Below are 21079 nucleotides of genomic sequence, written 5' to 3' on the forward strand. Positions count from 1 at the left end.
CGAATCCATATGAGCGCCAACACCACCACCGGGAGTACCAGCACGGTCTCGGCGGGCGGTCCCCCCAGCCGCCGCAACACCGAGCTGGGGCTCCTGATCTTCGCCGTCGTCATCCCCGTCTTCGCCTACGCCAACGTGGGGCTGGCCAAGAACGGGACGCTCCCGGCCGGGATGATCGGCTACGGGCTCGGCCTCGGCCTGCTCGCCGGCGTCGCCCACCTGCTGGTGCGGAAGTTCGCCCCCTACGCGGACCCGCTCATCCTGCCGATCTGCACCCTGCTCAACGGGCTCGGCCTGGTGCTGATCTGGCGGCTCGACCAGGAGCCCGGCGTCGAGCCGGAGAACGCCGCGCCCGGCCAGCTCATGTGGTCGGCCGTGGGCGTCGCCCTGTTCCTCGCGGTGCTCGTCTTCCTCAAGGACCACCGCATCCTGCAGCGCTACACCTACATCTCCATGGCCGTCGCCCTGGTGCTGCTGGCGCTGCCGATGTTCTTCCCCGGCGTCAACGGCGCCAAGATCTGGGTGACCATCCCCGGCGTCGGCTCGCTGCAGCCCGGCGAGTTCGCGAAGATCATCATCACGGTCTTCTTCGCCGGCTACCTCATGGTCAAGCGGGACGCGCTGGCCCTGGCCAGCCGCCGCTTCATGGGCCTCTACCTGCCCCGCGGGCGCGACCTCGGGCCGATCCTGGTCATCTGGGCGCTCAGCCTGCTCATCCTCGTCTTCGAGACCGACCTCGGCACCTCGCTGCTGTTCTTCGGCATGTTCGTGGTGATGCTGTACGTCGCCACCGAGCGCACGAGCTGGATCATCTTCGGGCTGCTGCTCTCCGCGGCCGGGGCCACGTTCGTCGCCTCCTTCAACGGCCACGTCGCCGGCCGCGTGCACAACTGGCTCAACCCGCTGGAGCCGGGGAGCAACGGCGGCACCACCGAGACCGCCCAGGTCATGTACTCCTTCGGCTCGGGCGGGCTCTTCGGCTCCGGGCTCGGTGAGGGCTTCACCCGGCTCATCGGCGGCATCGCCGTCAAGAGCGACTACATCCTCGCCACCGTCGGCGAGGAACTCGGCCTCACCGGCATGATGGCCATCCTGCTGCTCTACGGACTGCTCATCGAGCGCGGCATCCGCACGGCCCTGGCCGCGCGCGACCCGTTCGGCAAGCTGCTCGCCGTCGGGCTGTCCGGCGCGTTCGCGATCCAGGTCTTCGTCGTCGCGGGCGGCGTCACCGCGCTCATCCCGCTCACCGGCATGACCATGCCATTCCTCGCCCAGGGCGGCTCGTCCGTCATCGCGAACTGGGCGCTGTTCGCCATCCTGCTGCGGATCAGCGACACCGCCCGCCGTCCCGCCCCGGCCCCGGCCCCCAACCCCGACATCGAGATGACCCAGGTGGTGAGGACGTGAACAAGCCGCTCCGCAGGATCGCGATCTTCTGCGGCATCCTCATCATGGCCCTGCTCGTGCGGGTCAACTGGGTACAGTTCGTGCAGGCCGAGGAGCTGCGCACGGACGAGGCCAACCGACGGGTGCTGATCGAGCGCTACGCCCACCCCCGGGGCGACATCATCGTCGAGGGCAAGGCCGTCACCGACTCCGTCGAGACCGACGACCGGGACTTCCGGTTCAAGCGCTCCTACACGGACGGCCCCATGTGGGCGCCGGTGACCGGGAACGCGTCGCTGTTCAAGGCGACGCTCCTCGAAGGCGTCCACGACGAGATCCTCACCGGCACCGACGACCGGCTGTTCTTCAACCGCACCATCGACATGCTCACCGGCAAGCCGATGGAGGGCGGCAACGTCGTCACGACGCTGAACGCCGCCGCCCAGCGGGCCGCCTTCGAGGGGCTGGGCGACAAGAAGGGCGCCGTCGCCGCCATCGACCCGCAGACCGGCGCGGTCCTCGCGCTGGCCAGCACGCCTTCCTTCGACCCCAACTCGATCGTGGGGAACACCACGGAGGCCAGCAAGAACTGGGTCGCCCTCGAGGAGGACCCGGACAAGCCCATGCTCAACCGTGCCCTGCGCGAGACGTACCCGCCGGGCTCGACCTTCAAGGTCGTCACCGCCGCCGCGGCCCTGGAGAGCGGCCAGTACGACATCGACGAGCCGACGGGCATCAAGGACCCGTTCAAGCTCCCGAAGTCGAGCCGGGAGCTGAGCAACTTCGGCAACCCGCCCTGTGACGACGCCACCCTGCGCGTCGCCCTCCAGTGGTCCTGCAACGCCACCTTCGCCGGCATCAGCCACGAGCTCGGCAACGAGCAGATGATCGAGATCGCGGAGAAGTTCGGCTACAACGAGGACCGCCTCGACATCCCGGTCCGCGCCGCCGAAAGCGTCTACCCCGAGGACAACCAGCCGCAGAACGCCATGGCCGGCATCGGGCAGGCGTCCAACCGCGCCACCCCGCTCCAGATGGCCATGGTCACCGCGGCCATCGCCAACGACGGCGTGCTGATGAAGCCCTACCTGGTGGACCGCCTGGAGGGCCCGCGCAGCGTCGTCCAGCAGAACGAGCCCGAGGAGCTGAGCAAGCCCCTCTCTCCGGAGAACGCCAAGAAGCTCCAGCAGATGATGGAGACGGTGGTCGAGGAGGGCACTGGCACCAACGGGCAGCTCGACGGCTTCCCCGAGGTCAGCGTCGGCGGCAAGACCGGCACCGCGCAGCGTGGCGTGGAGAACAGCGAGAAGCCGTACGCGTGGTTCATCTCATACGCGATGACGGACACGGGCTCGCCGGTCGCCGTCGCCGTGGTGGTGGAGGACAGCAACGCCGAGCGTGACGAGGTCTCCGGCGGCGGCCAGGCGGCCCCGATCGCCCGGGCGGTCATGGAGGCCGTGCTGGAGAACCGCCGGTGAGCCTCGCGACGTCAGTGACGGCAGTGACTCCTGTGGCAACGGTGACGTGGAGCACGGGTGTCCAGGCGGCAGACGGCGTTCCGGTGCTCGGCAACCGTCCGGGTACCGTATGCCGAGCAGCACGCCGCCGGACCACACACCGGTGCGGTCCGGACGAACGGAGAGGGCTGGAGATATGGACGAGCCGCGTCGCCTAGGCGGGCGGTACGAGCTGGGGCAGGTGCTCGGCCGCGGCGGCATGGCCGAGGTGTACCTGGCCCACGACACGCGTCTGGGCCGCACCGTCGCCGTCAAGACGCTGCGGGCCGACCTCGCGCGTGACCCCACGTTCCAGGCCCGGTTCCGGCGCGAGGCGCAGTCCGCGGCCTCGCTGAACCACCCCGCCATCGTCGCCGTGTACGACACCGGCGAGGACTACGTCGACGGCATCTCCATCCCGTACATCGTCATGGAGTACGTGGACGGCTCGACGCTGCGCGAGCTCCTGCACTCCGGGCGCAAGCTGCTGCCCGAGCGCGCCCTGGAGATGACCGCCGGCATCCTCCAGGCCCTGGAGTACAGCCACCGCAACGGCATCGTCCACCGCGACATCAAGCCGGCCAACGTCATGCTCACGCGCGGCGGCCAGGTCAAGGTGATGGACTTCGGCATCGCCCGCGCCATGGGCGACTCCGGCATGACGATGACCCAGACCGCCGCCGTCATCGGCACCGCCCAGTACCTCTCCCCGGAGCAGGCCAAGGGCGAGACCGTGGACGCGCGCAGCGACCTCTACTCCACCGGCTGCCTGCTCTACGAGCTGCTGACCGTGCGCCCGCCCTTCGTCGGCGACTCCCCCGTCGCCGTCGCCTACCAGCACGTTCGGGAGGAGGCGCAGCCGCCCAGCGCCTTCGACCCCGAGGTCACCCCGGAGCAGGACGCCATCGTCCTCAAGGCGCTCGCCAAGGACCCGGACTACCGCTACCAGAGCGCCGACGAGATGCGGGCCGACATCGAGGCCAGCCTCGACGGCCAGCCGGTCGGCGCGACGGCCGCGCTGGGCGTGGCCGGCTACGGCGCGGGCTACGGCGGCCACGCCCCGGTCGAGGACCGGCCCACGCAGGCCCTGCGCACCGCGGGCGGCGGCCACACCTCGATGCTTCCGCCGATACGCGAGGACGACGGCGGCTACGGCTACGACGAGCCGCGCGGCCGGCGCCGGGAGCAGAAGGGCAGCCAGCTCTCGACGATTCTGCTCGTCGCGGCGGGCATCCTCGTGCTGATCGGCGCGATCTTCATCGGCAAGGCGCTCTTCGGCGGCGGCGGCTCGGACACCGTGGCGGTGCCGAAGCTGGCCGGGCTTTCCCTGGAGGAGGCCACGCAGCGCGCCGAGAACGCCGGCGTGACCGTGACCGAGGGCGCGAGCGAGCACTGCGCGGAGGAGAAGGACACCGTCTGCCGCACCGATCCCGAGGCCGAGACGGAGGTGCAGCGCAACGAGGCCGTCACGCTGATCATGTCCGAGGGCCCGGAGCCGGTGGCCGTGCCCGACGTCGTCGGGGACACCTTCGAGGACGCCCAGAGCGAGCTCCAGGACGCCGGCTTCAACGTGACGCAGGAGGCCGTCTCGTCCTCCACCGAGCCCGAGGGCACGGTGATCGAGCAGGACCCGGGCAGCGGTCAGAAGGTCGACCCCGGCACGCGCATCACGCTCTCCGTCGTGCGCACCGAGACGCGGCAGGTGCCGCCGGTGACGGACAAGAGCCTCGCCGAGGCCCGGCAGCAGCTGGAGGCCATCGGCTTCGTCGTCGCGGTCACGGAGAAGGAGGACGGCTCCAAGCCGCCGAACACCGTGCTGTCGCAGGACCCGGCCGCCAACTCCCAGGCCCCGAAGGGCGACACGATCACCCTGACGGTCGCCAAGGCGCCGAAGCAGGAGATGGTGAAGATCCCGAAGGTGACCGGCGAGCGCGTCCAGCCCGCGCTCAAGAAGCTGCAGGAGGCCGAGTTCCAGATCCAGCTCCACGGCCCGGACCGCAACGCCACCGTGCAGCGCGTCAACCCGCAGGAGGAGCAGGAGGTGCCGAAGGGCTCCATCGTCCAGGTCTTCACCGTGCCCGCCACGGGCGACGACGGTGGCAACGGGGACGACGACCCGCTCGGCGGCATCTTCCCGAACCAGGACGAGGCCCGCAGGGACGACTGAAACAGCCGCCCCCTCCGGTGACGGCCTCGGCCGGCGAACGAGCGAAGGGCCGGTGCCCCACGGTTGGTGGGACGCCGGCCCTTCGGCGTGCCGTGGCCCGGCCCGGGGCGTCAGCCCGGCTGCTCGCCGCCCTCGGAGACGTCGGTGGGGGCCGGGGGCTCGACCAGCCAGTCCGGGTTGGACTGCTGGTCCCACCAGCGCCAGGCGGCGTACGCGGCGCCGGCGACGAGGCCCAGCATCAGCAGCCGCTTGCTCCCGCGGCCGCAGGCGGCCCGGCGGGCGCGCTTCTTCCGGAGCCGCTCGACGTCCTTGGCCGAGATCTCGCCGCGCAGGGCGGCCACGGCGACGGCCGAGCGGGCGGCGGCCTCCTCGCGGGCGGGGACGGCGGCGGCGCGGGCGGCCTCGATGCGCGGCTGGGCCTGGACGGCCGCCTCCCGCGCGTAGTCGCGGGCGTACTCCCCGGCCTCCTGGGCGGCCTCGCGGCTGCGCTGCATCGCGCGCTGGGCCGCCTGGTCCATGGCGGGAGGCAGGGTGGTGCGGGCGTGCGCGATCCGCGGGGCCAGCACGCTCTCGTACTGCTCGCGGGCGGTGTGCTGGGCCTGGCGCGCGGCCAAGGTCATCTTGGGCCCCACCACCTCTGCCGCATGCCGCACGCTTTCCTTCGCGGTGCCGGTCGCGGCGCGCATGCTGTCCTTCCGGGTCACGGGTTCCTCCTCCTGGTGGCAACGGTGGCACGCGGTCCGGCCGTGGGCGTCGCCCGGTCGGCCCGTCTCTTGTTCGCCTTTACGCCCGCTTCGAGATCATGCCTGTGGACATGGGGTTCGGCATGTGCTGGCGGGCGTTCGGGGCACCGGTCGCGCATGCCTCGACGCCGGGCGTCGTGAGCGACCCGAGGGCGACAATGCCACGAACCGGACGCAGGTGGGCCGATTCGGGCGCTACGCGCGACCGACTTCGCCCGATCGTCACTCCGATGCGAGCCTGCGGCCCGGCCCGATGCGGTCCATGGGAGGATCGGAGACCGTCAGTAAGGACTATGGAAGGTAGATCGTGGCCGAGAAGCTCTACGCCACCCTGAAGACGAACCACGGCGACATCGAGGTCGAGCTCTTCCCCAACCACGCGCCGGAGACGGTCAAGAACTTCGTGGAGCTCGCCCAGGGCGACCGGGAGTGGACGCACCCGCAGACGGGCAAGAAGTCGACGGACAAGCTCTACGACGGCACCGTCTTCCACCGCGTGATCAGCGGGTTCATGATCCAGGGCGGTGACCCGCTGGGCAACGGCACCGGCGGCCCTGGCTACGAGTTCCGGGACGAGATCCACCCGGACCTGGCCTTCACCAAGCCGTACCTGCTGGCCATGGCCAACGCCGGCCCGGGCACGAACGGCTCGCAGTTCTTCATCACCGTCTCGGCGACGAGCTGGCTGACGGGCAAGCACACGATCTTCGGCGAGGTCACCGGCGAGGCCGGCAAGAAGGTCGTCGACGAGATCGCCGCCACCCAGACCAACCCGCGCACCGACCGTCCGGTCCAGGACGTCGTGATCGAGTCGGTCGTCATCGAGCGCCGCTGAACCGCCCCCGCGGCGGCCGAACCGAGAGCCGCCGCGCGGGAACGCTCCGCTCCGGCCGTCCGTCGTACAGGTGGAGCGGTTCACACGGCTGAGCCGCCGTACGCGACGCGCCGTCGGGGCGTCGCGTCGCGGCAGGCGCGGGAGCGAAAGGGCGACACGATGGAACACCAGCAGGGCGGGCTGGGGCCCCAGCACACCCTGCCGGGGTGTTACCGGCACCCGGGCCGGGAGACGGGCATCAGCTGCACCCGATGCGACCGGCCGATCTGCCCGGAGTGCATGATCGCCGCCGCCGTGGGCTACCAGTGCCCGGACTGCGTCCGCGGCACCGGCCCCGGCGGCTCGGGGCCCGCGGTGCGGCCGCGGACGCTGGCGGGCGGCGCGGTGGTCCAGGACACCCGGCTCGTCACCAAGGTGCTGCTCGGGGTCAACGCCGCCGTCTTCCTCCTGGCCCTCGCCCTGGGCCCGGCGTTCGTCGACGACCTGGAGATGATCGGCTACGCGCTGGGCGGGCGGGAGGCGCCGGAGATCGTCGGCGTCGCCGACGGCGAGTGGTACCGGCTGCTGACGTCGGCGTTCCTGCACGACCAGTTCTGGCACATCGGCGTGAACATGATGGCGCTGTGGTTCCTCGGGCCGCCGCTGGAGGCGGCGCTCGGCCGGGTGCGCTACGTCGCCCTGTACCTGCTGTCCGCGCTGGCCGGCAGCGCGGTGTCGTACGTGCTCGCGGCGCAGAACCAGCCCTCGCTGGGCGCCTCGGGCGCGGTCTTCGGGCTGTTCGGTGCGACGGCGGTGCTGATGCGTCGGCTGAACTACGACATGCGGCCGATCCTCGTCCTGCTGGCGATCAATCTGGTGATCGGTTTCGTACCGGGGCTGCGGATCGCCTGGGAGGCGCACCTGGGCGGGCTGGTCGTCGGCGCGGCGTTCGCCTACGCGCTCATCCACGCGCCGCGCAAGGGGCGGGCACTGGTGCAGTGGGGTACGGCCGCGGTGCTCCTCGCCGGCCTGGTGATCGTCTGCCTGGTGCGGACGTCGGTCCTGCTCGGCTGAGCTTCGACGCCTCCGGGCGGGCAGTTATCCACAGGCGGTAGCCGATCTTGTGCATGACGCCCGGCGAGTCGCACACAGGTACGTTTCCGTGCGAGATCAAGGGAGAACGCTTGTCCGGGCGACCGGAACGGCGTCAACCCGATGCGGGTTATCCACAGATCGTCTGAACTTTTCCCAGCCCTGTGGACAGCCTGTGGATAACCCCGGCGGGCGCCGCGGCGCCGGAGGCTACTTCCACTGGGTGGAGACGACGAACCCGAGGGCGATGAAGCCGAAGCCGACCACGATGTTCCAGTTGCCCAGCGGGTCGACCGGCAGCGTGCCCTCGGTCAGATAGAAGACGACGATCCAGGCCAGCCCGATCGCGAACATCGCCAGCATGAGCGGCGCGACCCAACGACGCCCGGAGCTGAGGTCGATCTTGTTGGACCGCTTCGCCTCAGGCGGGGTGTAACCGTCCTTCTTCTTGCGAATCCGAGACTTCGGCACGAGGGGGTCTCCTGTCGATGCGCTGTAACCGCGCGCTGAACGGATGTGCTGTGGTCCGTTAGCGTAGTGGTTCCCGGCGGTGGAAGGAGACAAGGGTACGGTGACCTCTTCGTCGACGCCTCCCCCGGGGCCGGATCGGACCCCGGACACGGTGGCGGACACCACGGCGGACGCAGCCGCACACGCCGCACAGGCGAGCCCGGACACCGCGGCGCGCCCGGGCCACGCCGCCCGCGTGCTGCGCTCCCGCCTGCTGCGGCTGGCCAGCCTGTGCGTCTTCGCCCTGGCCGGCCTGCTCTTCTGGGTCAGCTTCGAGACCTCCCAGGGCATCGACCTGCGCAGCGACGACCCCATGCTCCGGCTGCCCGACCTCATCGCCGAGCGGAGCCGGGAGAACGGCAAACTGGAGTCCTCCACCGCGGAGCTGCGCGAGGAGGTCAAGACCCTCACCGAGGAGCGGGACGCGGGCCGCAGCCCGGCCGAGCGCAGGGCCGCAGAGGAGCTGGAGGCGGCGGCCGAGGCCACGGAGGTATCCGGCGAGGGGCTGACGGTGACGCTCACCGACGCCCCGCCCGACGCCACGGCCCGGGTGCCCGGCTGGCCCGAGCCCGAGCCGGACTTCCTCGTCATCCACCAGCAGGACCTCCAGGCCGTCGTCAACGCGCTGTGGGCCGGGGGAGCCGAGGGCATCCAGGTCATGGACCAGCGCCTCATCTCCACCAGCGCCGTCCGCTGCGTGGGCAACACCCTCATCCTCCAGGGCCGCCTCTACTCGCCGCCCTACGAGGTCACCGCCGTCGGCGACCCGGACGAGCTGCGCGCGGCACTCGACCGGGCCCCGGCCATCGGCGCGTACAAGGAGTACGTGAAGGCGTACGGCCTCGGCTGGGACGTCGAGGAGCACGACGAGACGACGCTCCCCGGCTACTCGGGCACCGTCGACCTCCAGTACGCGAAGCCCGTGGACTGACCTCCCCGCGCCACCGGCGCCACGTACTCTGGTGACCGCACGACGCGCGCGGGCCCCGGCGCGCCGCGCGCGCGACGACAGGGCGGGGAACGGAAGGGACGGCACCACGGCATGTACGGCTGGATCTGGCGGCATCTGCCGGGCAACACCCTCGTGCGGGCGCTGATCTCGGGCGTGCTCGTCCTCGGTGCGGTGTTCCTCCTCTTCCAGTACGTGTTCCCGTGGGCCGAGCCACTGCTGCCGTTCGGCGACGTGACGGTCGACGAGAACTGACCCGGATCGACGACAAGGGCTGACGCGGACCGATGAACGCACGCATTCTCGTGGTGGACAACTACGACAGCTTCGTCTTCAACCTCGTCCAGTACCTCTACCAGCTCGGCGCCGAGTGCGAGGTCCTGCGCAACGACGAGGTGCGACCCGAGCACGCCCAGGACGGCTTCGACGGCGTCCTGCTCTCCCCCGGCCCCGGCACGCCCGAGGAGGCCGGGGTGTGCGTGGACATGGTGCGGCACTGCGCCGACACCGGGGTGCCGGTCTTCGGGGTGTGCCTGGGCATGCAGTCCATGGCCGTCGCCTACGGCGGTGTCGTCGGCCGCGCCCCGGAGCTGCTCCACGGCAAGACGTCGGTCGTCACGCACGAGGGCGAGGGCGTCTTCGCCGGGCTGCCCTCGCCGTTCACCGCGACCCGGTACCACTCGCTGGCCGCCGAGCCCGCCACCGTTCCCGACCTCCTCCAGGTCACCGCGCGCACCGGGTCGGGCGTGATCATGGGCCTGCGGCACCGGGAACTCCCGGTGGAGGGCGTCCAGTTCCACCCGGAGTCCGTGCTCACCGAGTGGGGCCACCGGCTCCTGGCCAACTGGCTCACCGTGTGCGGTGACCCGGGCGCCGTCGAGCGTTCCCGGGGCCTCGCCCCGGTGGTCGGCGGGTGACGACGCCCGAGGACCCGTACGCCGACCCGCAGGACCTGATGGCGGCGGTCGGCCGTCTCGACGACCCGCTCAACGATCCCCTGCCCGGCCGGGACGCACCCGCGGGCCCCGGACAGCGGCAGCCTCGGGCGTACCACGGGGCATCCGGGCCGCAGTCACCGCAAGGGGCGCAGGCGCCGCAGGGGGCACCCGGGTCGCACGGGTCCCCGTGGTTCCGGCCGCACGCAGCTCCCACGGCCGGACCCACGGCCCCTTACGGGCCGCAGGGGCAGGAGCCGCCCGGGGCCGCGGGGCGGCACCGGCGTCGGACGCGGCCCGCGCCCGCGCCCGGGGCGGGGCACGAGTCCGCACCCGGGGCCGGGCCGACGGGCGAGCCGGTTCCGGGGCCGCGCGCCGAGGCCGAGCCCGCGCCCGGGACCGCCGTCGCCCCCGGGGAGCGCCCCCCGGCGCCGTCCGCCGCCGGGCCGGAGGCCGCGCGGCCGGACCCGGAGACGGTGGCGCTGCGTCGGGCGCGGCCGCGGGCGCGCGCCGCGTCCGGGACAGCGGCCGAGGGCCGGGTCGCCCGGCGCCGGGCCGCGGCCGAGGCCGCGCGGGCCCGGCGCGAGCAGACGGCCGTCGTGGTCAGCCGGGGCGTGGGGGAGGTGTTCATCACCTGCGGCATGCTGCTCCTCCTCTTCGTCGTCTACCAGCTGTGGTGGACGAACATCCAGGCCGGCTTCCAGACCGAGCGGGCGGCGAACCGGCTGGAGGAGAAGTGGCGGTCCGAGGACGAGGCGCGCCGCCCGGACGCCTTCGAGCCGGGCGAGGGCTTCGCCATCATGTACATCCCCAAGCTCGACGTGGCCGTCCCCGTGGCCGAGGGCATCGACAAGGACAGCGTCCTGGACAAGGGCCTGGTCGGGCACTACGACGCGAAGTCCGGGCTGAAGACGGCGATGCCGTGGGACGAGCAGGGCAACTTCGCGGTGGCCGGGCACCGCAACACCCACGGCGAGCCGTTCCGCTACATCAACCGCCTCGAACCCGGTGACGCGATCATCGTCGAGACGGCCGACACCTACTACGTCTACGAGATGACGAGCAGGCTGCCCTCGACCCCACCGGCGAACGTGGACGTCGTCTCCCCCGTCCCGGTGCAGTCCGGCTTCACCGAGCCGGGGCGCTACGTGACGCTGACCACCTGCACGCCCGAGTTCACCTCGAAGTACCGTCTCATCGTCTGGGGGAATATGGTCGAGGAGCGCCCGCGGAGCGAGGGGAAGCCGGACGCGCTCCTCTGACGACCGGCCCGAGGGCGCACGAGCGAGCGGACGAGACGGTGGGACACGTGGCACTGACCGAGCACGACGAGGCGGAGACCGCCGAGGACCCGCCTCGGCCGGCACCGCCACGACGCCCCCGGGGGCGCGTCGCCGCGGCCGTGAGCGTCGTCGGCGAGCTGCTCATCACCGCCGGGCTCGTGCTCGCCCTGTTCGTCGCCTACTCCCTGTGGTGGACGAACGTCGTGGCGGACCGTCAGGCGGCCCAGGAGAGTTCGGAGCTGCGCGACCAGTGGGCGGCGCAGGAGGAGCGCGGCGAGGACGCGGGGGAGGACGCCGAACCGGTCGGTTTCGACCCGCGCGACGGCATCGGCTTCCTGCACGCGCCGACGATGAGCGGCGACGACATCCTCGTCATGCCCGGTACCGATCCGGACAAGCTCAACCGGGGCATCGCCGGGTACTACGAGAAGCCCGTCGAGGCCGCCATGCCGTGGGACGAGTCGGGGAACTTCTCGCTCGCCGCGCACCGGGACGGGCACGGCGCCAAGTTCCACAACATCCACAAGATGGACGAGGGTGACGCGGTCGTCTTCGAGACCAAGGACACCTGGTACGTCTACACGGTCTTCGCGAAGCTGCCGGAGACCTCGAAGTACGACGTGGGCGTCCTCGCCGACGTCCCGCAGGGTTCGGGCCGTTCGGAGAAGGGCCGCTACCTCACGCTGACGACGTGCACACCCATGTTCACCTCGACGTACCGCTACGTCGTGTGGGCCGAGCTGGAGCGCACCGAGCCCGTGGACGAGCAGCGCACGCCGCCGCAGGAGCTCGCCGGGAGCTGAGCGGGGTGACCGGCCCTCCGCCCGGCCCCCGCCCGGCCCTCCGCGCGGTCAGCCGGCCGCGGGACGGGTCGAGTCGGTGCGGAAGGGCGGCATGCCCGTCCCCGTCACCCGGTAGCGGCCCCACAGGTCGGGGTCGGCCGCCTCGCCGGCGGCCCGCCCCTGCGGAGTGCTGAGCGTGACGGCCGCCTTGCGGCCCCCGAGCAGCTCGGTCACCTCAGGGTCGGCCGTGATCCGGCCGTACCAGCGGTAGTGGCCGTCGATGGGCTGGAAGTGGCCCCGCAGCCGCACGGTGACGGCCAGCTCGCCGTCGGCCGCGAGCAGCGTGGCGGGCCCCTGGTAGCCCTCGTCCTGGCCTTCGGAGCCGGGCTCGGTCACGGGGGGGCTCGGTCGGGGTTCCGGGCATCACGGGCTCCTCACCTGTCGGTTCGCGGTGCGCGCCGGCCGGCTCACGGACCGGCGGTGGTTTCGGTGCGGGCGACGAGGACGTCGTCGGGGCTCAGCGGCGTGTCCGGGGGCAACACGACGCCGCGGCGGCGCAGATAGCCGTCGAGGCAGTCCCACACGGAGTCGCTCAGGTGGGCGACGACGTCGGCCCGGCTCAGGGCGGGCTTCTGCATCCACCAGTCGGCGGTGCTGTGGACCATGCCGACGATCGAGTGCGCGAGCGGCTCGGCCCCCCGGGGGTCGAGGCCGTAGGCGTGCAGGTACTCGTCGAAGATCTGGGCCAGGGTCTTGGCCGCCATCTCCTTGCTCGCGCGCACCCCCTGCCCCTCGCTCGCGGGCCCGGCGGGATCGCTCCGGCTGACCAGCCGGTAGAGGTTGGGGTGGTCCTCAAGCAGGGAGAAGAAGGCGTCGACGGCTCCGCTGATCTGCGTCCGGGGAGCGGCGGCGGGGTCGAGCGCCGGTTCCAGGCGCTCCATGAGCATCACCGTCACCCGGTCGTGCAGGGCGGCGAGCAGGTGCGCCTTGTCGGTGAAGTGCCGGTAGAGGACCGGCTTGCTGACGCCGGCCTCGGCGGCGACGCGCTCGACGCGCAGCTCGGGGCCGTGGGCGGCCAGCGCCCGCAGCGCGGCGTCCACGAACTCCTCGCGGCGCGCGGCGCGATGCGTGCTCCACCGTTCCCTGCGTCCGTCCACGGGCTGCACGGCTTCTCCGCTCTTGACTCGCACGCTTGCGCGGCTCATGCTACCCGAAGTATATGCTACTTCAGGTAACGGGTACTTGAGGTAACAAGTACTGGAGGTAGCAGGTACTGAGAAGGAGCAGGTAATCGTCAGGCCGGAGGCGCGGGGCCGCCTCCCGAAGGAGTGAGCCGCGATGGCACGTGCACGGAACGGAACGACCGTCGGAGACCGGGAGAAGACCGCGAGCCGCCTGCTGGCCTCCTCGGCCCGGAAGTCCTACGACCCCGAGATCGACGTCGACTGGGACGCACCGCTCGACGAGGACAAGCACTACCTGCTGCCCCACCGCGTCTCCCTCTACGGGACGCCGACGTGGGAGCGGATGACCGAGGAGCAGCGCCGCGAGCTGGGCCGGCACGAGATGGCCACCATCGCGAGCGTCGGCCTGTGGTTCGAGCTGCTCCTGATGAAGATGCTGGTCAAGGCCTCCTACAACGGGGACGCCACCACGCGGCACATCCAGTACGCGCTGACCGAGGTCGCCGACGAGTGCCGCCACGTCACGATGTTCGCCCGCCTCGTCGAGCGCATCGGCTGCCCCGCCTACGGGCCGCCGCGCTTCCTCCACGAGGCCGCCAAGGTGCTGCCCGCCATCTCCTACGGCCCGGCGCTCTACGGCTCCGTCCTCGTCGCCGAGGAGATCACCGACCGCCTCCAGCGCGAGATGGTCGGCGAGGAGACGGTCCAGCCGCTCGTGCGGATGGTCAACCACATCCACATCGTCGAGGAGGCCCGGCACGTCACCTTCGCCCGCGAGGAGGTGGTCCGCGGCATGACCGCGGGCCTCGGCCGCGCCGAACTGCGCTACCAGCAGGCCCTCATCGCCACCGTGGCCTTCGCGATCTCCCGCAGCCTGCTCAACCCGAGGGCCTACGCGGCCGTCGGCCTGGACCCGAAGGCGGCCTGGCGGGCCGCCCACGCCAACCCCCACTACCGGCGCACCATGCGGTACTCCGGCGAGAAGATCATGCCCTTCCTCCAGGAACACGGCCTCGTCGGCGGGCCCGCCCGGCACCTGTGGCGCAGGGCCTACCTGCTCCCCTGAGCCCCCACCGCGCTCACCCCGCCCCTCAGCACGCGACACCCGGCGCGCCCGGCGGCGTCGAAAGGACAACCCCATGGCCAACACGGCAACCTCCCACCACGTCCCCGCCGCCCAACGCGCCTACCGGGCCCTGCTCTACAGCCTCCTGGAGGTCCGCGCCGTCGGCTTCAACAACAACACCAGGCTGCTGAAGGCCGCGGAACTCATCGCCCGACGGCACATCCGCAAGCAGATCCGGGACCCCGGGCTCCGCCGCAGGGTCACCCCCGACTACACCATGGGCTGCAAGCGGGCGCTGATCTCCAACGACTACTACCCCGCGCTGGACCGGCCCGACGTCCACGTCGTCACCGACGGCGTCCGGGAGGTGCGGGAGGACGGCATCGTCGACGAGGCCGGGGTCGAGCGGCCCGTCGACGCCATCATCTACGGCACCGGCTTCCACGTCACCGACGCCTTCGACCACCTCGACATCACCGGCACCGGCGGCTGCACCAGCTGGTACCTCGACGCACAGGGCGTGAACCGCACCATCTGGCCCGGCTTCACCTGGCGCTACTGGCTGCGCACCCGCAGGTTCCGCACCGACGAGTTCACGCTCACCAGACAGGACTGACGCCCCGGAGGACCGACCGCGAAGGCCATGAACCCCCCGTCCAGCCCGGCCGCCCCCCGGCACCGACCGGAGCGGGCATGCTGACCAGAACGGTGGCCATCCACCACGTGCGCGCGGCGCTCCACGGCGCCCGCCGCCGCGGGCTGGCCGCGGGGCCGCTCCTGGAACGCGCCGGCATCGCGCCCGAGCTGCTGCACGAGGACCTCGCCCGCGTCTCCTCCCAGCAGTTCGCCCGGCTCGTCCGGGAGCTCTGGCACACCCTCGACGACGAACTCCTCGGCCTGGGCCACCGCCCCTGCAAGATGGGCACCTTCGCGACGATGTGCCGACTCGCCGTCTACGGCGGACGGGACCTGCGCACCGCCCTGCGACGCGCCGCGGACTTCTACGACCTCTTCCCGTCCGGCCCGCGGCTGCGCCTCGTCGAGCCCGGCGGTTCGTCGGGCGGTGCGGGCGGCAGGGCTGGCGGGGCGGGAGACGGGGTGGGCGAGGACGCGGAGCTGGAGCTCGACGCCACCGACTTCGACGGGCCCCGCCACTTCGGCACCGAGACGACCGCCGTCGTGGCCCACCGGTTCGCCGGCTGGCTCGTCCGCCGCCCCGTCCCCCTGCGCCGGGCCGAGTTCGCCCACCCGGCCCCCGGCCACCTCCTGGAGTACGACCTGATGTTCGGGGCACCCTGCACCTTCGGCACCGGCCGCACGGCGCTCGTCTTCCCCCGGGCCCTGCTCGACGCGCCCGTGCTCCAGGACGAGGCCGGGCTCCGGGCGTTCCTCCGCCGCGCCCCCGACGCCATCCTCGCCCGCTCGGACTTCGCCGGCACCGCCTCGTCCCAGGTGCGACGGCTCCTCGGCCACGCCCTCCCCGGCCCCCTGCCCAGCCCCGAGCGGATCGCCGAGCTGATGGCCGTCAGCCCGCAGACCCTGCGCCGACGGCTGGCCGCCGAGGGAACCTCGTTCCAGCAGGTGCGCGACCGCACGCGGCGCGACCACGCCATCGCCGTCCTCGCCGGTGGGCGCAGTTCGATCGAGCAGCTCTCCCAGGAGCTCGGCTTCTCCGAGCCCAGCGCCTTCCACCGGGCCTTCCGGCGCTGGACCGGCTCCACCCCGCGCGCCTACCAGCGGGGCGAGAGCCACTCGAACTGCGCTCGGTAGACGCGAAGTCAACAAACCTGAGCGGTACGGTCACGGAAGGCGCACGGCTCGCTCCCTACGGTCCGTTCATGACCACAGCGCAGAAGCCGGAACCTCAGCGCTCGCCCGGCGGAACCGCCCGATGAGTCCGCGCCGCGTCCTCGCCGTCGCCCTCGCCGTCTCCGCCCTCCTGAGCGGCGGCACGGCCGTGGGCGTGACCGCGATGAGCGTCCGCGTCGACGGGGCCAGCATGGAACCGACCCTGCGCGAGGGCCAGCGGCTCCTCGGCACCCCCGGCTCGGCAGACGACGTCCGCAGACTCGACGTCGCCCTGTTCCACCGGCCCGGCACCGAAGTCCTCGTCGTCAAGCGGGTGATCGGCCTGCCCGGTGACCGCGTGGGCATCGTCTCCACCCCGCAGGACCCCTATCAGGTCCTGCTGCGGAAGGCCGGAGAGGACACCGTGTACCGGGTCACCGCACCCGCCTGGACCCAACGGGCCCGCCACACCGGCAACTGCTGCGCCGCCGACGGCACCCGGTCGGCCCGGCCCCGGATGCGCACCGTTCCCCCGGGCCGGTTCTTCTTCCTCGGCGACAACCCCGACGCGTCCGACGACTCCCGCGACCACGGCTGGGGCCGCCTCGACGACGTCACCGGCCGGGTCGGCGTCCGGATCTGGCCGCCCTCCGCACCCCGGGACCTCGGCGACCGCCCCATCCTCACCCCCACCTCCGGACCCGTCCCCGGAAACGTCCGGCCCCACCCGACCCCGGGAGGCCGGCACCGCACGGCCGCGACACATCCGCACCCACGCGACAACGCGCGGAACACACGGTTGGAGAACCCATGCGAGACGACAGAACCGACGAGGCCGGCCCCGAGGGCCCGGGGGAGCGGCAGGAGACGGCCGCCGAGCCCAGGGGCGTGACCCGCTGGCGCCGGTCCGCCCTGCTCGCCCTGCCGGCCACCGCCGCCATCGGCGGCATGACGATGGCCATGGTGCAGGGCGCCCTCGCGGCGAACCTCTCCCTGACCAGCGTCCCCTTCACGCTGAGCTCCAAGACGGTCGCGGCGCCCGACGGCATCGCCGCCGTCATGAGCACCGTCGACGCGGGCGGCCCCACCTCCACCGCGGAGGTCGGCATCCCGAAGGCCGGACTGGACGGCATCTGCGTCCACGCCACCCAGTCCGTCAACCTGCCCGTCGTCGGCGACCTGGGCACCTGGTCCCTCAACATCTCCTCACCGGAGTCGCCGACCCCGCTCACCCCCGAGCAACTCGCCGCGGGCGAGGGCCTCCAGGCCAACCGGCTCGTCCTGGACGCCCAGTCCGTACAGGCCGCTACGGCCACCCTCAACGCCAGCCCGACCTCGCCCAACGTCATCGGCGCCGCCGCCGACAGCGACAACATCAAGGCCGCCGGCATCACCGACGGCACCCCCGGCCAGTTCGGTCTGGACGCCACCGGCGGCCAGACCAACCTGGCCAGCCTCGACGCCGACGCCAACGGCGCCACGCTCTCCGGCGCCATCACCCTGCCGAACCTCTCCATCGGCATCAAGCACGGCGACGTGGGCTGCTGAACCGTTCCACCCGCGCCCCGAACGCGCCGGGCGGGGCCCCGCACCCGGCCCCGCCCGGCGCCACCGTCCGCGCGATCGCGTCCGCACCCGAGCACCCAGGGAGGCCAGCCATGACGACGGGCCCGGAACCCACCCCACCCGGAGCGCTGACCCGTGGACGGAGCGCCTTCCGCCGCTGGCGCCGCACCCGGCCCTTCTGGTCCGCCGTGTGGACCGGCCTGGGCGGGTTCGTCATCTTCTTCCTGCCCATGGCCCCCCTCGGGAAGATCCTCCAGGTCGGCATCGGCGGCGTCGCCGGAATGGCCGGCGGCGTCGTCCTGATGGCCATGGCCCTGCTCATGCTCGCGCTGCCCGGCCAGCGGCACACCGCCGGAGTCATCGCCGTCATCGCCGGAGTCGCCTCGTTCCCGCTCTCCAACCTCGGCGGCTTCTTCGTCGGCATGTTCCTCGCCGTGCTCGGCGGCTCCATGGCCTTCGGCTGGCTGCCGGAGAAGCCCGCCCGCGGGTGGCGGCGGTTCCGGCGCGTCCCCGTGGTCGGCGAGCCCGCCGAGGAACCGGACGAGGAACCGGGCGAGGACGCTCCCCCCACCGACGCCTCCACCGAGGACCGGGCGGCCGAGCAGCGCGCCCGTCCCAGCGCCGGCCCCTCGTCCCGACACGTCTGAGACCGCCCCACTGGTATGGAGAACCCGGGCATGAAGATTCCAGCTCACCCCCGCCGGGCCCTGCGGGCCCTTCGCCGGCTGCGGGACGCCTCCGTCGACGGCATGACCTCCTGGAACCGGCGCATGCTGGACGAGGCCGACGACGACACCCGGCGCGGCACCCGGTGGGGGCGTGGCGCCCTCGCCCTCGTCCCCACCGCACTCGCCGTCGGAGCGCTCGGCGCCGCCATCTCGCAGGGCGCGCTCGCCGCGAGCTTCAACGTCACCGACAAGCCCTTCACCCTGACCTCCAACGGCATCGACGGACTGGGCTTCGGCGCCATCGTCAACACGCCGTCGGTCGGCCACGGCGACGGCAGCACCAGCACGGACGTCGGCATGACTCGCATGGGCTTCGCCAGCGCCGACCTCGCCGGGCTGTGCGGCATCGTCCACCAGTCCGTCGCCGGCGTCCCCTACTCGCTCCTGCTGACGGCCGGGCAGGAGGTGACGGCCGAGCCGCCCGCGCAGTTCACCACCGACATCGACGCCTCGAACCTCTTCCTCCAGGCCACCGACATCAAGTCCGCGGGGACGACGACCCTGGAGAACGCCGTCATCGGCCAGTCCGCCGACCAGGTCCTCGTCGACGGCCGGCCCCTGACCGGCGCCGTCCCCGGGGCCTTCGGGCTCGGCTCCACCGGTGAGAACGGCGGCAGCTCCATCAAGCTGTACGGTCTCGACGCCACCGCCTACGACGCGGAGATCGCCGGCTCCCTGGTGCTGCCCCAGCTCACCCTCCGCGTCGTCGCGGGAACGGCCACGTCATGCTGAGCCGCGCCCCGGCTCTCGGCCGCGCCGCCTGGCGGTGGTTCCGCGCCTTCCGCCGCACCCGCCCCTTCTGGGGCGCCGCGTGGCTCGTCCTGGGCGGCTGGACCGTGATCAAGTTCTCCCTGGGTTCGCTCCAGTTGGTCGTCGAGACGGGCTTCGGCGCCGTGGCCGGCTACCTCACCGGCGGCGGCATGATCCTGTGCGGGCTCATCCCGCTCGTCGACCCCCGGCAGCGCTACACCTTCGGGCTGATCGGCGCCGTCCTCGCCGTCGTGTCCCTGGTCGTCTCCAACCTCGGCGGCTTCGTCGTCGGCATGCTCCTCGGCGTCCTGGGCTCCTCGATGATGGTCGGCTGGGGCCCCAAGCGGCCACGCCGCCGGGAGCGCCGGGCGGACGCGGGCGGTGGCACCGGGGCGGGCGGTGGCACGGGGGCGGCCCTCGCGGAACCCGCGCTCGCGGAGGCCGACTGATGGGGGCGGCGCACGGCAGCCTCCGCCGCCCCTGGCGCCGGGCCCTGGCCGTCACCGCCGTCCTGCTGCTCTCCGTCGTCACCGCCGTCCTGCCCCAGCGGGGCAGCTCCGCCGCCGGGCCCGTCGCCGCCGAGGCGACCCCGCTGGGCATGCCGTTCCTGCCCTCGGCCGACCCCATGCACGTCACCATCAACAGCCTCGTCGCCGTCTCGCTGACCGTGGACACCGGCGTCACCATCCGGCTGTCCGACGGCACGACCCGCACCACGAACAAGTACACCTTCACCAAGCTCAAGATCCGCGAGCACCTCAACATGACGCAGCGCGCCGACGGCCACACCGTCGTCCTCGACGTCCCCGACACCGGCTCCCTCGGCGGCTACGACACCCAGGGCAACCCCGAGACCACCGAGATGTGGGGCGACATCGACAACATCTGCGTCCGTGTCCTGATCAAGATCTGCGGCGTCCAGGGGCTGCTGGACTTCTTCGGCTCGATCATCCCGCTCACCGCCGGGGCCGAGGACTTCGACGCCACCGTCTACGCCATCCGCACGACGGACGACCACGCCGCGCTCGACTCCACCGACAACCCCGTCCACCTCCCCGGAACGATCACGGTGACCTCGCCATGAGCCTCCGAGCCCGACTCCGCGCCGCCGTCCGGCCGCCCACGTCCGAGCCGCGGACCGAGTGCCCGCCCGAGGGCCGCACCCACTGGCGGCGCGGAGCCCTCGTCGCCCTCCCCGCCCTGCTGGCGTCCGGCGGCCTCGGCGCCGCCCTGTCCGCCGGCGCGCTCGCCCTCGACCTCCGGATCCAGGACCGTCCCCTCGCCCTCGCCACCAGCAGCGTCTACGGCACCACGTACGGCGCCGCCGTCGTCGACGTCCCCTACACCCGCCCCGACGGCACCACCGGCACCGTCCGCGTCCTGCGCATGGGCTTCGCCGACGGCGTCATCAACGGGCTCTGCCTCAGCCAGCGGCAGGACATCATGGGCGTCACCTACACCCTGCTGTTCACCCTCGGCGACGAGGACCCTGGCTCGTGGGAGATCCGGACCGCGAACACCGTGCTCGACGTGCGCGAGGCCACCGGCGTCCTCGACATGGACGGCATCGTCGACCTCAACGTCAACGGCGCCGACGTCAGGACCATCGAGGACGACGCCGGCGACCCCGTGGACAACCCCCTCGGCGCCCCGGAACACCGCTTCGGCATCCAGGCCCGCTACGCCAAGTTCGACACGATCACCGGGACCGTCCAGGACATCCAGATCCCCGGCCTGCTGACGACGCCCCAGCTCGACCTCAGCGTGCGGCGCGGCGCCGTCGACTGCCCCGCCCCACCGCCGCCGACGGGCACCCCCGGTACTCCCTAGCCTCCGCTAC

General features: G+C 72.5%; 24 protein-coding genes. 20 read left to right on the plus strand and 4 right to left on the minus strand.

The window, feature by feature from the left end:
- The first annotated feature begins 9 nt into the window (after positions 1 to 9).
- The 3 genes from O7609_RS12570 to pknB all read left to right on the plus strand — a co-directional run bounded on the left by O7609_RS12570 (position 10) and on the right by pknB (position 5049).
- Positions 10 to 1407, plus strand: coding sequence for an FtsW/RodA/SpoVE family cell cycle protein (locus O7609_RS12570; protein WP_269736869.1), 1398 nt, complete (start codon positions 10 to 12; stop codon positions 1405 to 1407).
- Positions 1404 to 2864 carry a peptidoglycan D,D-transpeptidase FtsI family protein gene (locus O7609_RS12575; RefSeq protein WP_269736868.1) on the plus strand — a complete coding sequence of 487 codons (1461 nt, stop codon included), beginning with the start codon at positions 1404 to 1406 and terminating at the stop codon, positions 2862 to 2864. Before O7609_RS12570 ends, O7609_RS12575 begins: the two co-directional genes overlap by 4 nt.
- 175 nt (positions 2865 to 3039) lie before the next feature.
- Complete coding sequence (gene pknB / locus O7609_RS12580; RefSeq protein ID WP_269736867.1) at positions 3040 to 5049, plus strand: Stk1 family PASTA domain-containing Ser/Thr kinase; 2010 nt, start codon at positions 3040 to 3042, stop codon at positions 5047 to 5049.
- Between the two features lie 110 nt (positions 5050 to 5159).
- Here pknB and O7609_RS12585 read toward each other — a convergent pair whose 3' ends face one another.
- Positions 5160 to 5753, minus strand: a complete 594-nt coding sequence (locus O7609_RS12585) for a DUF5324 family protein (RefSeq protein ID WP_269736866.1) — start codon at positions 5751 to 5753, stop codon at positions 5160 to 5162.
- A 346-nt stretch (positions 5754 to 6099) separates the two neighbouring features.
- Between O7609_RS12585 and O7609_RS12590 the strand changes: the two genes are divergently transcribed.
- Both O7609_RS12590 and O7609_RS12595 read left to right on the plus strand, forming a co-directional pair.
- Positions 6100 to 6627 carry a peptidylprolyl isomerase gene (locus tag O7609_RS12590; RefSeq protein ID WP_269736865.1) on the plus strand — a complete coding sequence of 176 codons (528 nt, stop codon included), beginning with the start codon at positions 6100 to 6102 and terminating at the stop codon, positions 6625 to 6627.
- A 159-nt stretch (positions 6628 to 6786) separates the two neighbouring features.
- Entirely contained in the window at positions 6787 to 7680 is an 894-nt protein-coding gene (locus O7609_RS12595) for a rhomboid family intramembrane serine protease (RefSeq protein WP_269736864.1), read from the plus strand.
- 228 nt (positions 7681 to 7908) lie between these two features.
- On the opposite strand, the gene crgA is transcribed toward O7609_RS12595, so the two are convergent.
- A complete protein-coding gene (crgA, locus tag O7609_RS12600; RefSeq protein WP_269736863.1) occupies positions 7909 to 8169 on the minus strand; it encodes a cell division protein CrgA in 261 nt (86 codons plus the stop codon).
- A gap of 235 nt (positions 8170 to 8404) precedes the next feature.
- Here crgA and O7609_RS12605 point away from each other — a divergent pair, with 235 nt between their 5' ends.
- The 5 genes from O7609_RS12605 (at position 8405) to O7609_RS12625 (ending at position 12178) form a co-directional block, all read left to right on the plus strand.
- Positions 8405 to 9139, plus strand: coding sequence for a DUF881 domain-containing protein (locus O7609_RS12605; protein ID WP_269737293.1), 735 nt, complete (start codon positions 8405 to 8407; stop codon positions 9137 to 9139).
- 111 nt (positions 9140 to 9250) lie between these two features.
- Positions 9251 to 9412, plus strand: a complete 162-nt coding sequence (locus tag O7609_RS12610) for a hypothetical protein (protein WP_269736862.1) — start codon at positions 9251 to 9253, stop codon at positions 9410 to 9412.
- Positions 9413 to 9444: 32 nt separating this feature from the next.
- The gene (locus tag O7609_RS12615; protein ID WP_269736861.1) at positions 9445 to 10074 is read left to right on the plus strand and encodes an aminodeoxychorismate/anthranilate synthase component II; all 630 of its coding nucleotides are present in this window, start codon (positions 9445 to 9447) and stop codon (positions 10072 to 10074) included.
- Positions 10071 to 11354, plus strand: coding sequence for a class E sortase (locus O7609_RS12620; RefSeq protein ID WP_269743592.1), 1284 nt, complete (start codon positions 10071 to 10073; stop codon positions 11352 to 11354). The genes O7609_RS12615 and O7609_RS12620 overlap by 4 nt, the downstream gene beginning before the upstream one ends.
- A gap of 47 nt (positions 11355 to 11401) precedes the next feature.
- Positions 11402 to 12178, plus strand: coding sequence for a class E sortase (locus tag O7609_RS12625; protein ID WP_269736859.1), 777 nt, complete (start codon positions 11402 to 11404; stop codon positions 12176 to 12178).
- Between the two features lie 48 nt (positions 12179 to 12226).
- Here the strand turns inward: O7609_RS12625 and O7609_RS12630 are convergent, their stop codons facing one another.
- Both O7609_RS12630 and O7609_RS12635 read right to left on the minus strand, forming a co-directional pair.
- Positions 12227 to 12553: a DUF4873 domain-containing protein gene (locus O7609_RS12630; RefSeq protein WP_269743593.1), complete on the minus strand. Its 327-nt coding sequence runs from the start codon at positions 12551 to 12553 to the stop codon at positions 12227 to 12229.
- 71 nt (positions 12554 to 12624) lie between these two features.
- Positions 12625 to 13362: a TetR/AcrR family transcriptional regulator gene (locus O7609_RS12635; protein WP_269736857.1), complete on the minus strand. Its 738-nt coding sequence runs from the start codon at positions 13360 to 13362 to the stop codon at positions 12625 to 12627.
- A 133-nt stretch (positions 13363 to 13495) separates the two neighbouring features.
- Between O7609_RS12635 and O7609_RS12640 the strand changes: the two genes are divergently transcribed.
- From O7609_RS12640 to O7609_RS12685, 10 genes are all read left to right on the plus strand, one after another.
- Positions 13496 to 14407: an AurF N-oxygenase family protein gene (locus O7609_RS12640; protein ID WP_269736856.1), complete on the plus strand. Its 912-nt coding sequence runs from the start codon at positions 13496 to 13498 to the stop codon at positions 14405 to 14407.
- A 73-nt stretch (positions 14408 to 14480) separates the two neighbouring features.
- Positions 14481 to 15023: a hypothetical protein gene (locus O7609_RS12645; RefSeq protein ID WP_269736855.1), complete on the plus strand. Its 543-nt coding sequence runs from the start codon at positions 14481 to 14483 to the stop codon at positions 15021 to 15023.
- Between the two features lie 77 nt (positions 15024 to 15100).
- The gene (locus O7609_RS12650) at positions 15101 to 16177 is read left to right on the plus strand and encodes an AraC family transcriptional regulator (RefSeq protein ID WP_269743594.1); all 1077 of its coding nucleotides are present in this window, start codon (positions 15101 to 15103) and stop codon (positions 16175 to 16177) included.
- A gap of 121 nt (positions 16178 to 16298) precedes the next feature.
- A complete protein-coding gene (lepB, locus tag O7609_RS12655) occupies positions 16299 to 17087 on the plus strand; it encodes a signal peptidase I (RefSeq protein WP_269743595.1) in 789 nt (262 codons plus the stop codon).
- Positions 17006 to 17743, plus strand: a complete 738-nt coding sequence (locus O7609_RS12660) for a DUF6230 family protein (RefSeq protein ID WP_269743596.1) — start codon at positions 17006 to 17008, stop codon at positions 17741 to 17743. The genes lepB and O7609_RS12660 overlap by 82 nt, the downstream gene beginning before the upstream one ends.
- A gap of 110 nt (positions 17744 to 17853) precedes the next feature.
- Positions 17854 to 18408, plus strand: coding sequence for a DUF6114 domain-containing protein (locus O7609_RS12665; RefSeq protein ID WP_269743597.1), 555 nt, complete (start codon positions 17854 to 17856; stop codon positions 18406 to 18408).
- A gap of 30 nt (positions 18409 to 18438) precedes the next feature.
- Positions 18439 to 19221: a DUF6230 family protein gene (locus tag O7609_RS12670; protein WP_269736850.1), complete on the plus strand. Its 783-nt coding sequence runs from the start codon at positions 18439 to 18441 to the stop codon at positions 19219 to 19221.
- Positions 19215 to 19688 (plus strand): DUF6114 domain-containing protein, encoded by a 474-nt coding sequence (locus O7609_RS12675; protein ID WP_269743598.1) that lies wholly within the window; start codon positions 19215 to 19217, stop codon positions 19686 to 19688. The genes O7609_RS12670 and O7609_RS12675 overlap by 7 nt, the downstream gene beginning before the upstream one ends.
- Positions 19688 to 20323: a hypothetical protein gene (locus O7609_RS12680; RefSeq protein ID WP_269736848.1), complete on the plus strand. Its 636-nt coding sequence runs from the start codon at positions 19688 to 19690 to the stop codon at positions 20321 to 20323. Before O7609_RS12675 ends, O7609_RS12680 begins: the two co-directional genes overlap by 1 nt.
- Entirely contained in the window at positions 20320 to 21069 is a 750-nt protein-coding gene (locus O7609_RS12685; RefSeq protein ID WP_269736847.1) for a DUF6230 family protein, read from the plus strand. Before O7609_RS12680 ends, O7609_RS12685 begins: the two co-directional genes overlap by 4 nt.
- Positions 21070 to 21079 lie beyond the last annotated feature (10 nt).

Source organism: Streptomyces sp. WMMC1477 (genome assembly GCF_027460245.1).
Lineage (GTDB): Bacteria > Actinomycetota > Actinomycetes > Streptomycetales > Streptomycetaceae > Streptomyces.

Bases quoted from the DNA above. Each gene is read 5' to 3' on its own strand.
- O7609_RS12570 (WP_269736869.1), top strand. From the start codon at position 10: ATGAGCGCCAACACCACCACCGGGAGTACCAGCACGGTCTCGGCGGGC.
- pknB (WP_269736867.1), top strand. From the start codon at position 3,040: ATGGACGAGCCGCGTCGCCTAGGCGGGCGGTACGAGCTGGGGCAGGTG.
- O7609_RS12595 (WP_269736864.1), top strand. From the start codon at position 6,787: ATGGAACACCAGCAGGGCGGGCTGGGGCCCCAGCACACCCTGCCGGGG.
- O7609_RS12610 (WP_269736862.1), top strand. From the start codon at position 9,251: ATGTACGGCTGGATCTGGCGGCATCTGCCGGGCAACACCCTCGTGCGG.
- O7609_RS12615 (WP_269736861.1), top strand. From the start codon at position 9,445: ATGAACGCACGCATTCTCGTGGTGGACAACTACGACAGCTTCGTCTTC.
- O7609_RS12635 (WP_269736857.1), bottom strand. From the start codon at position 13,362: ATGAGCCGCGCAAGCGTGCGAGTCAAGAGCGGAGAAGCCGTGCAGCCC.
- O7609_RS12640 (WP_269736856.1), top strand. From the start codon at position 13,496: ATGGCACGTGCACGGAACGGAACGACCGTCGGAGACCGGGAGAAGACC.
- O7609_RS12645 (WP_269736855.1), top strand. From the start codon at position 14,481: ATGGCCAACACGGCAACCTCCCACCACGTCCCCGCCGCCCAACGCGCC.
- O7609_RS12650 (WP_269743594.1), top strand. From the start codon at position 15,101: ATGCTGACCAGAACGGTGGCCATCCACCACGTGCGCGCGGCGCTCCAC.
- lepB (WP_269743595.1), top strand. From the start codon at position 16,299: ATGAGTCCGCGCCGCGTCCTCGCCGTCGCCCTCGCCGTCTCCGCCCTC.
- O7609_RS12660 (WP_269743596.1), top strand. From the start codon at position 17,006: ATGCGAGACGACAGAACCGACGAGGCCGGCCCCGAGGGCCCGGGGGAG.
- O7609_RS12665 (WP_269743597.1), top strand. From the start codon at position 17,854: ATGACGACGGGCCCGGAACCCACCCCACCCGGAGCGCTGACCCGTGGA.
- O7609_RS12670 (WP_269736850.1), top strand. From the start codon at position 18,439: ATGAAGATTCCAGCTCACCCCCGCCGGGCCCTGCGGGCCCTTCGCCGG.
- O7609_RS12675 (WP_269743598.1), top strand. From the start codon at position 19,215: ATGCTGAGCCGCGCCCCGGCTCTCGGCCGCGCCGCCTGGCGGTGGTTC.
- O7609_RS12680 (WP_269736848.1), top strand. From the start codon at position 19,688: ATGGGGGCGGCGCACGGCAGCCTCCGCCGCCCCTGGCGCCGGGCCCTG.
- O7609_RS12685 (WP_269736847.1), top strand. From the start codon at position 20,320: ATGAGCCTCCGAGCCCGACTCCGCGCCGCCGTCCGGCCGCCCACGTCC.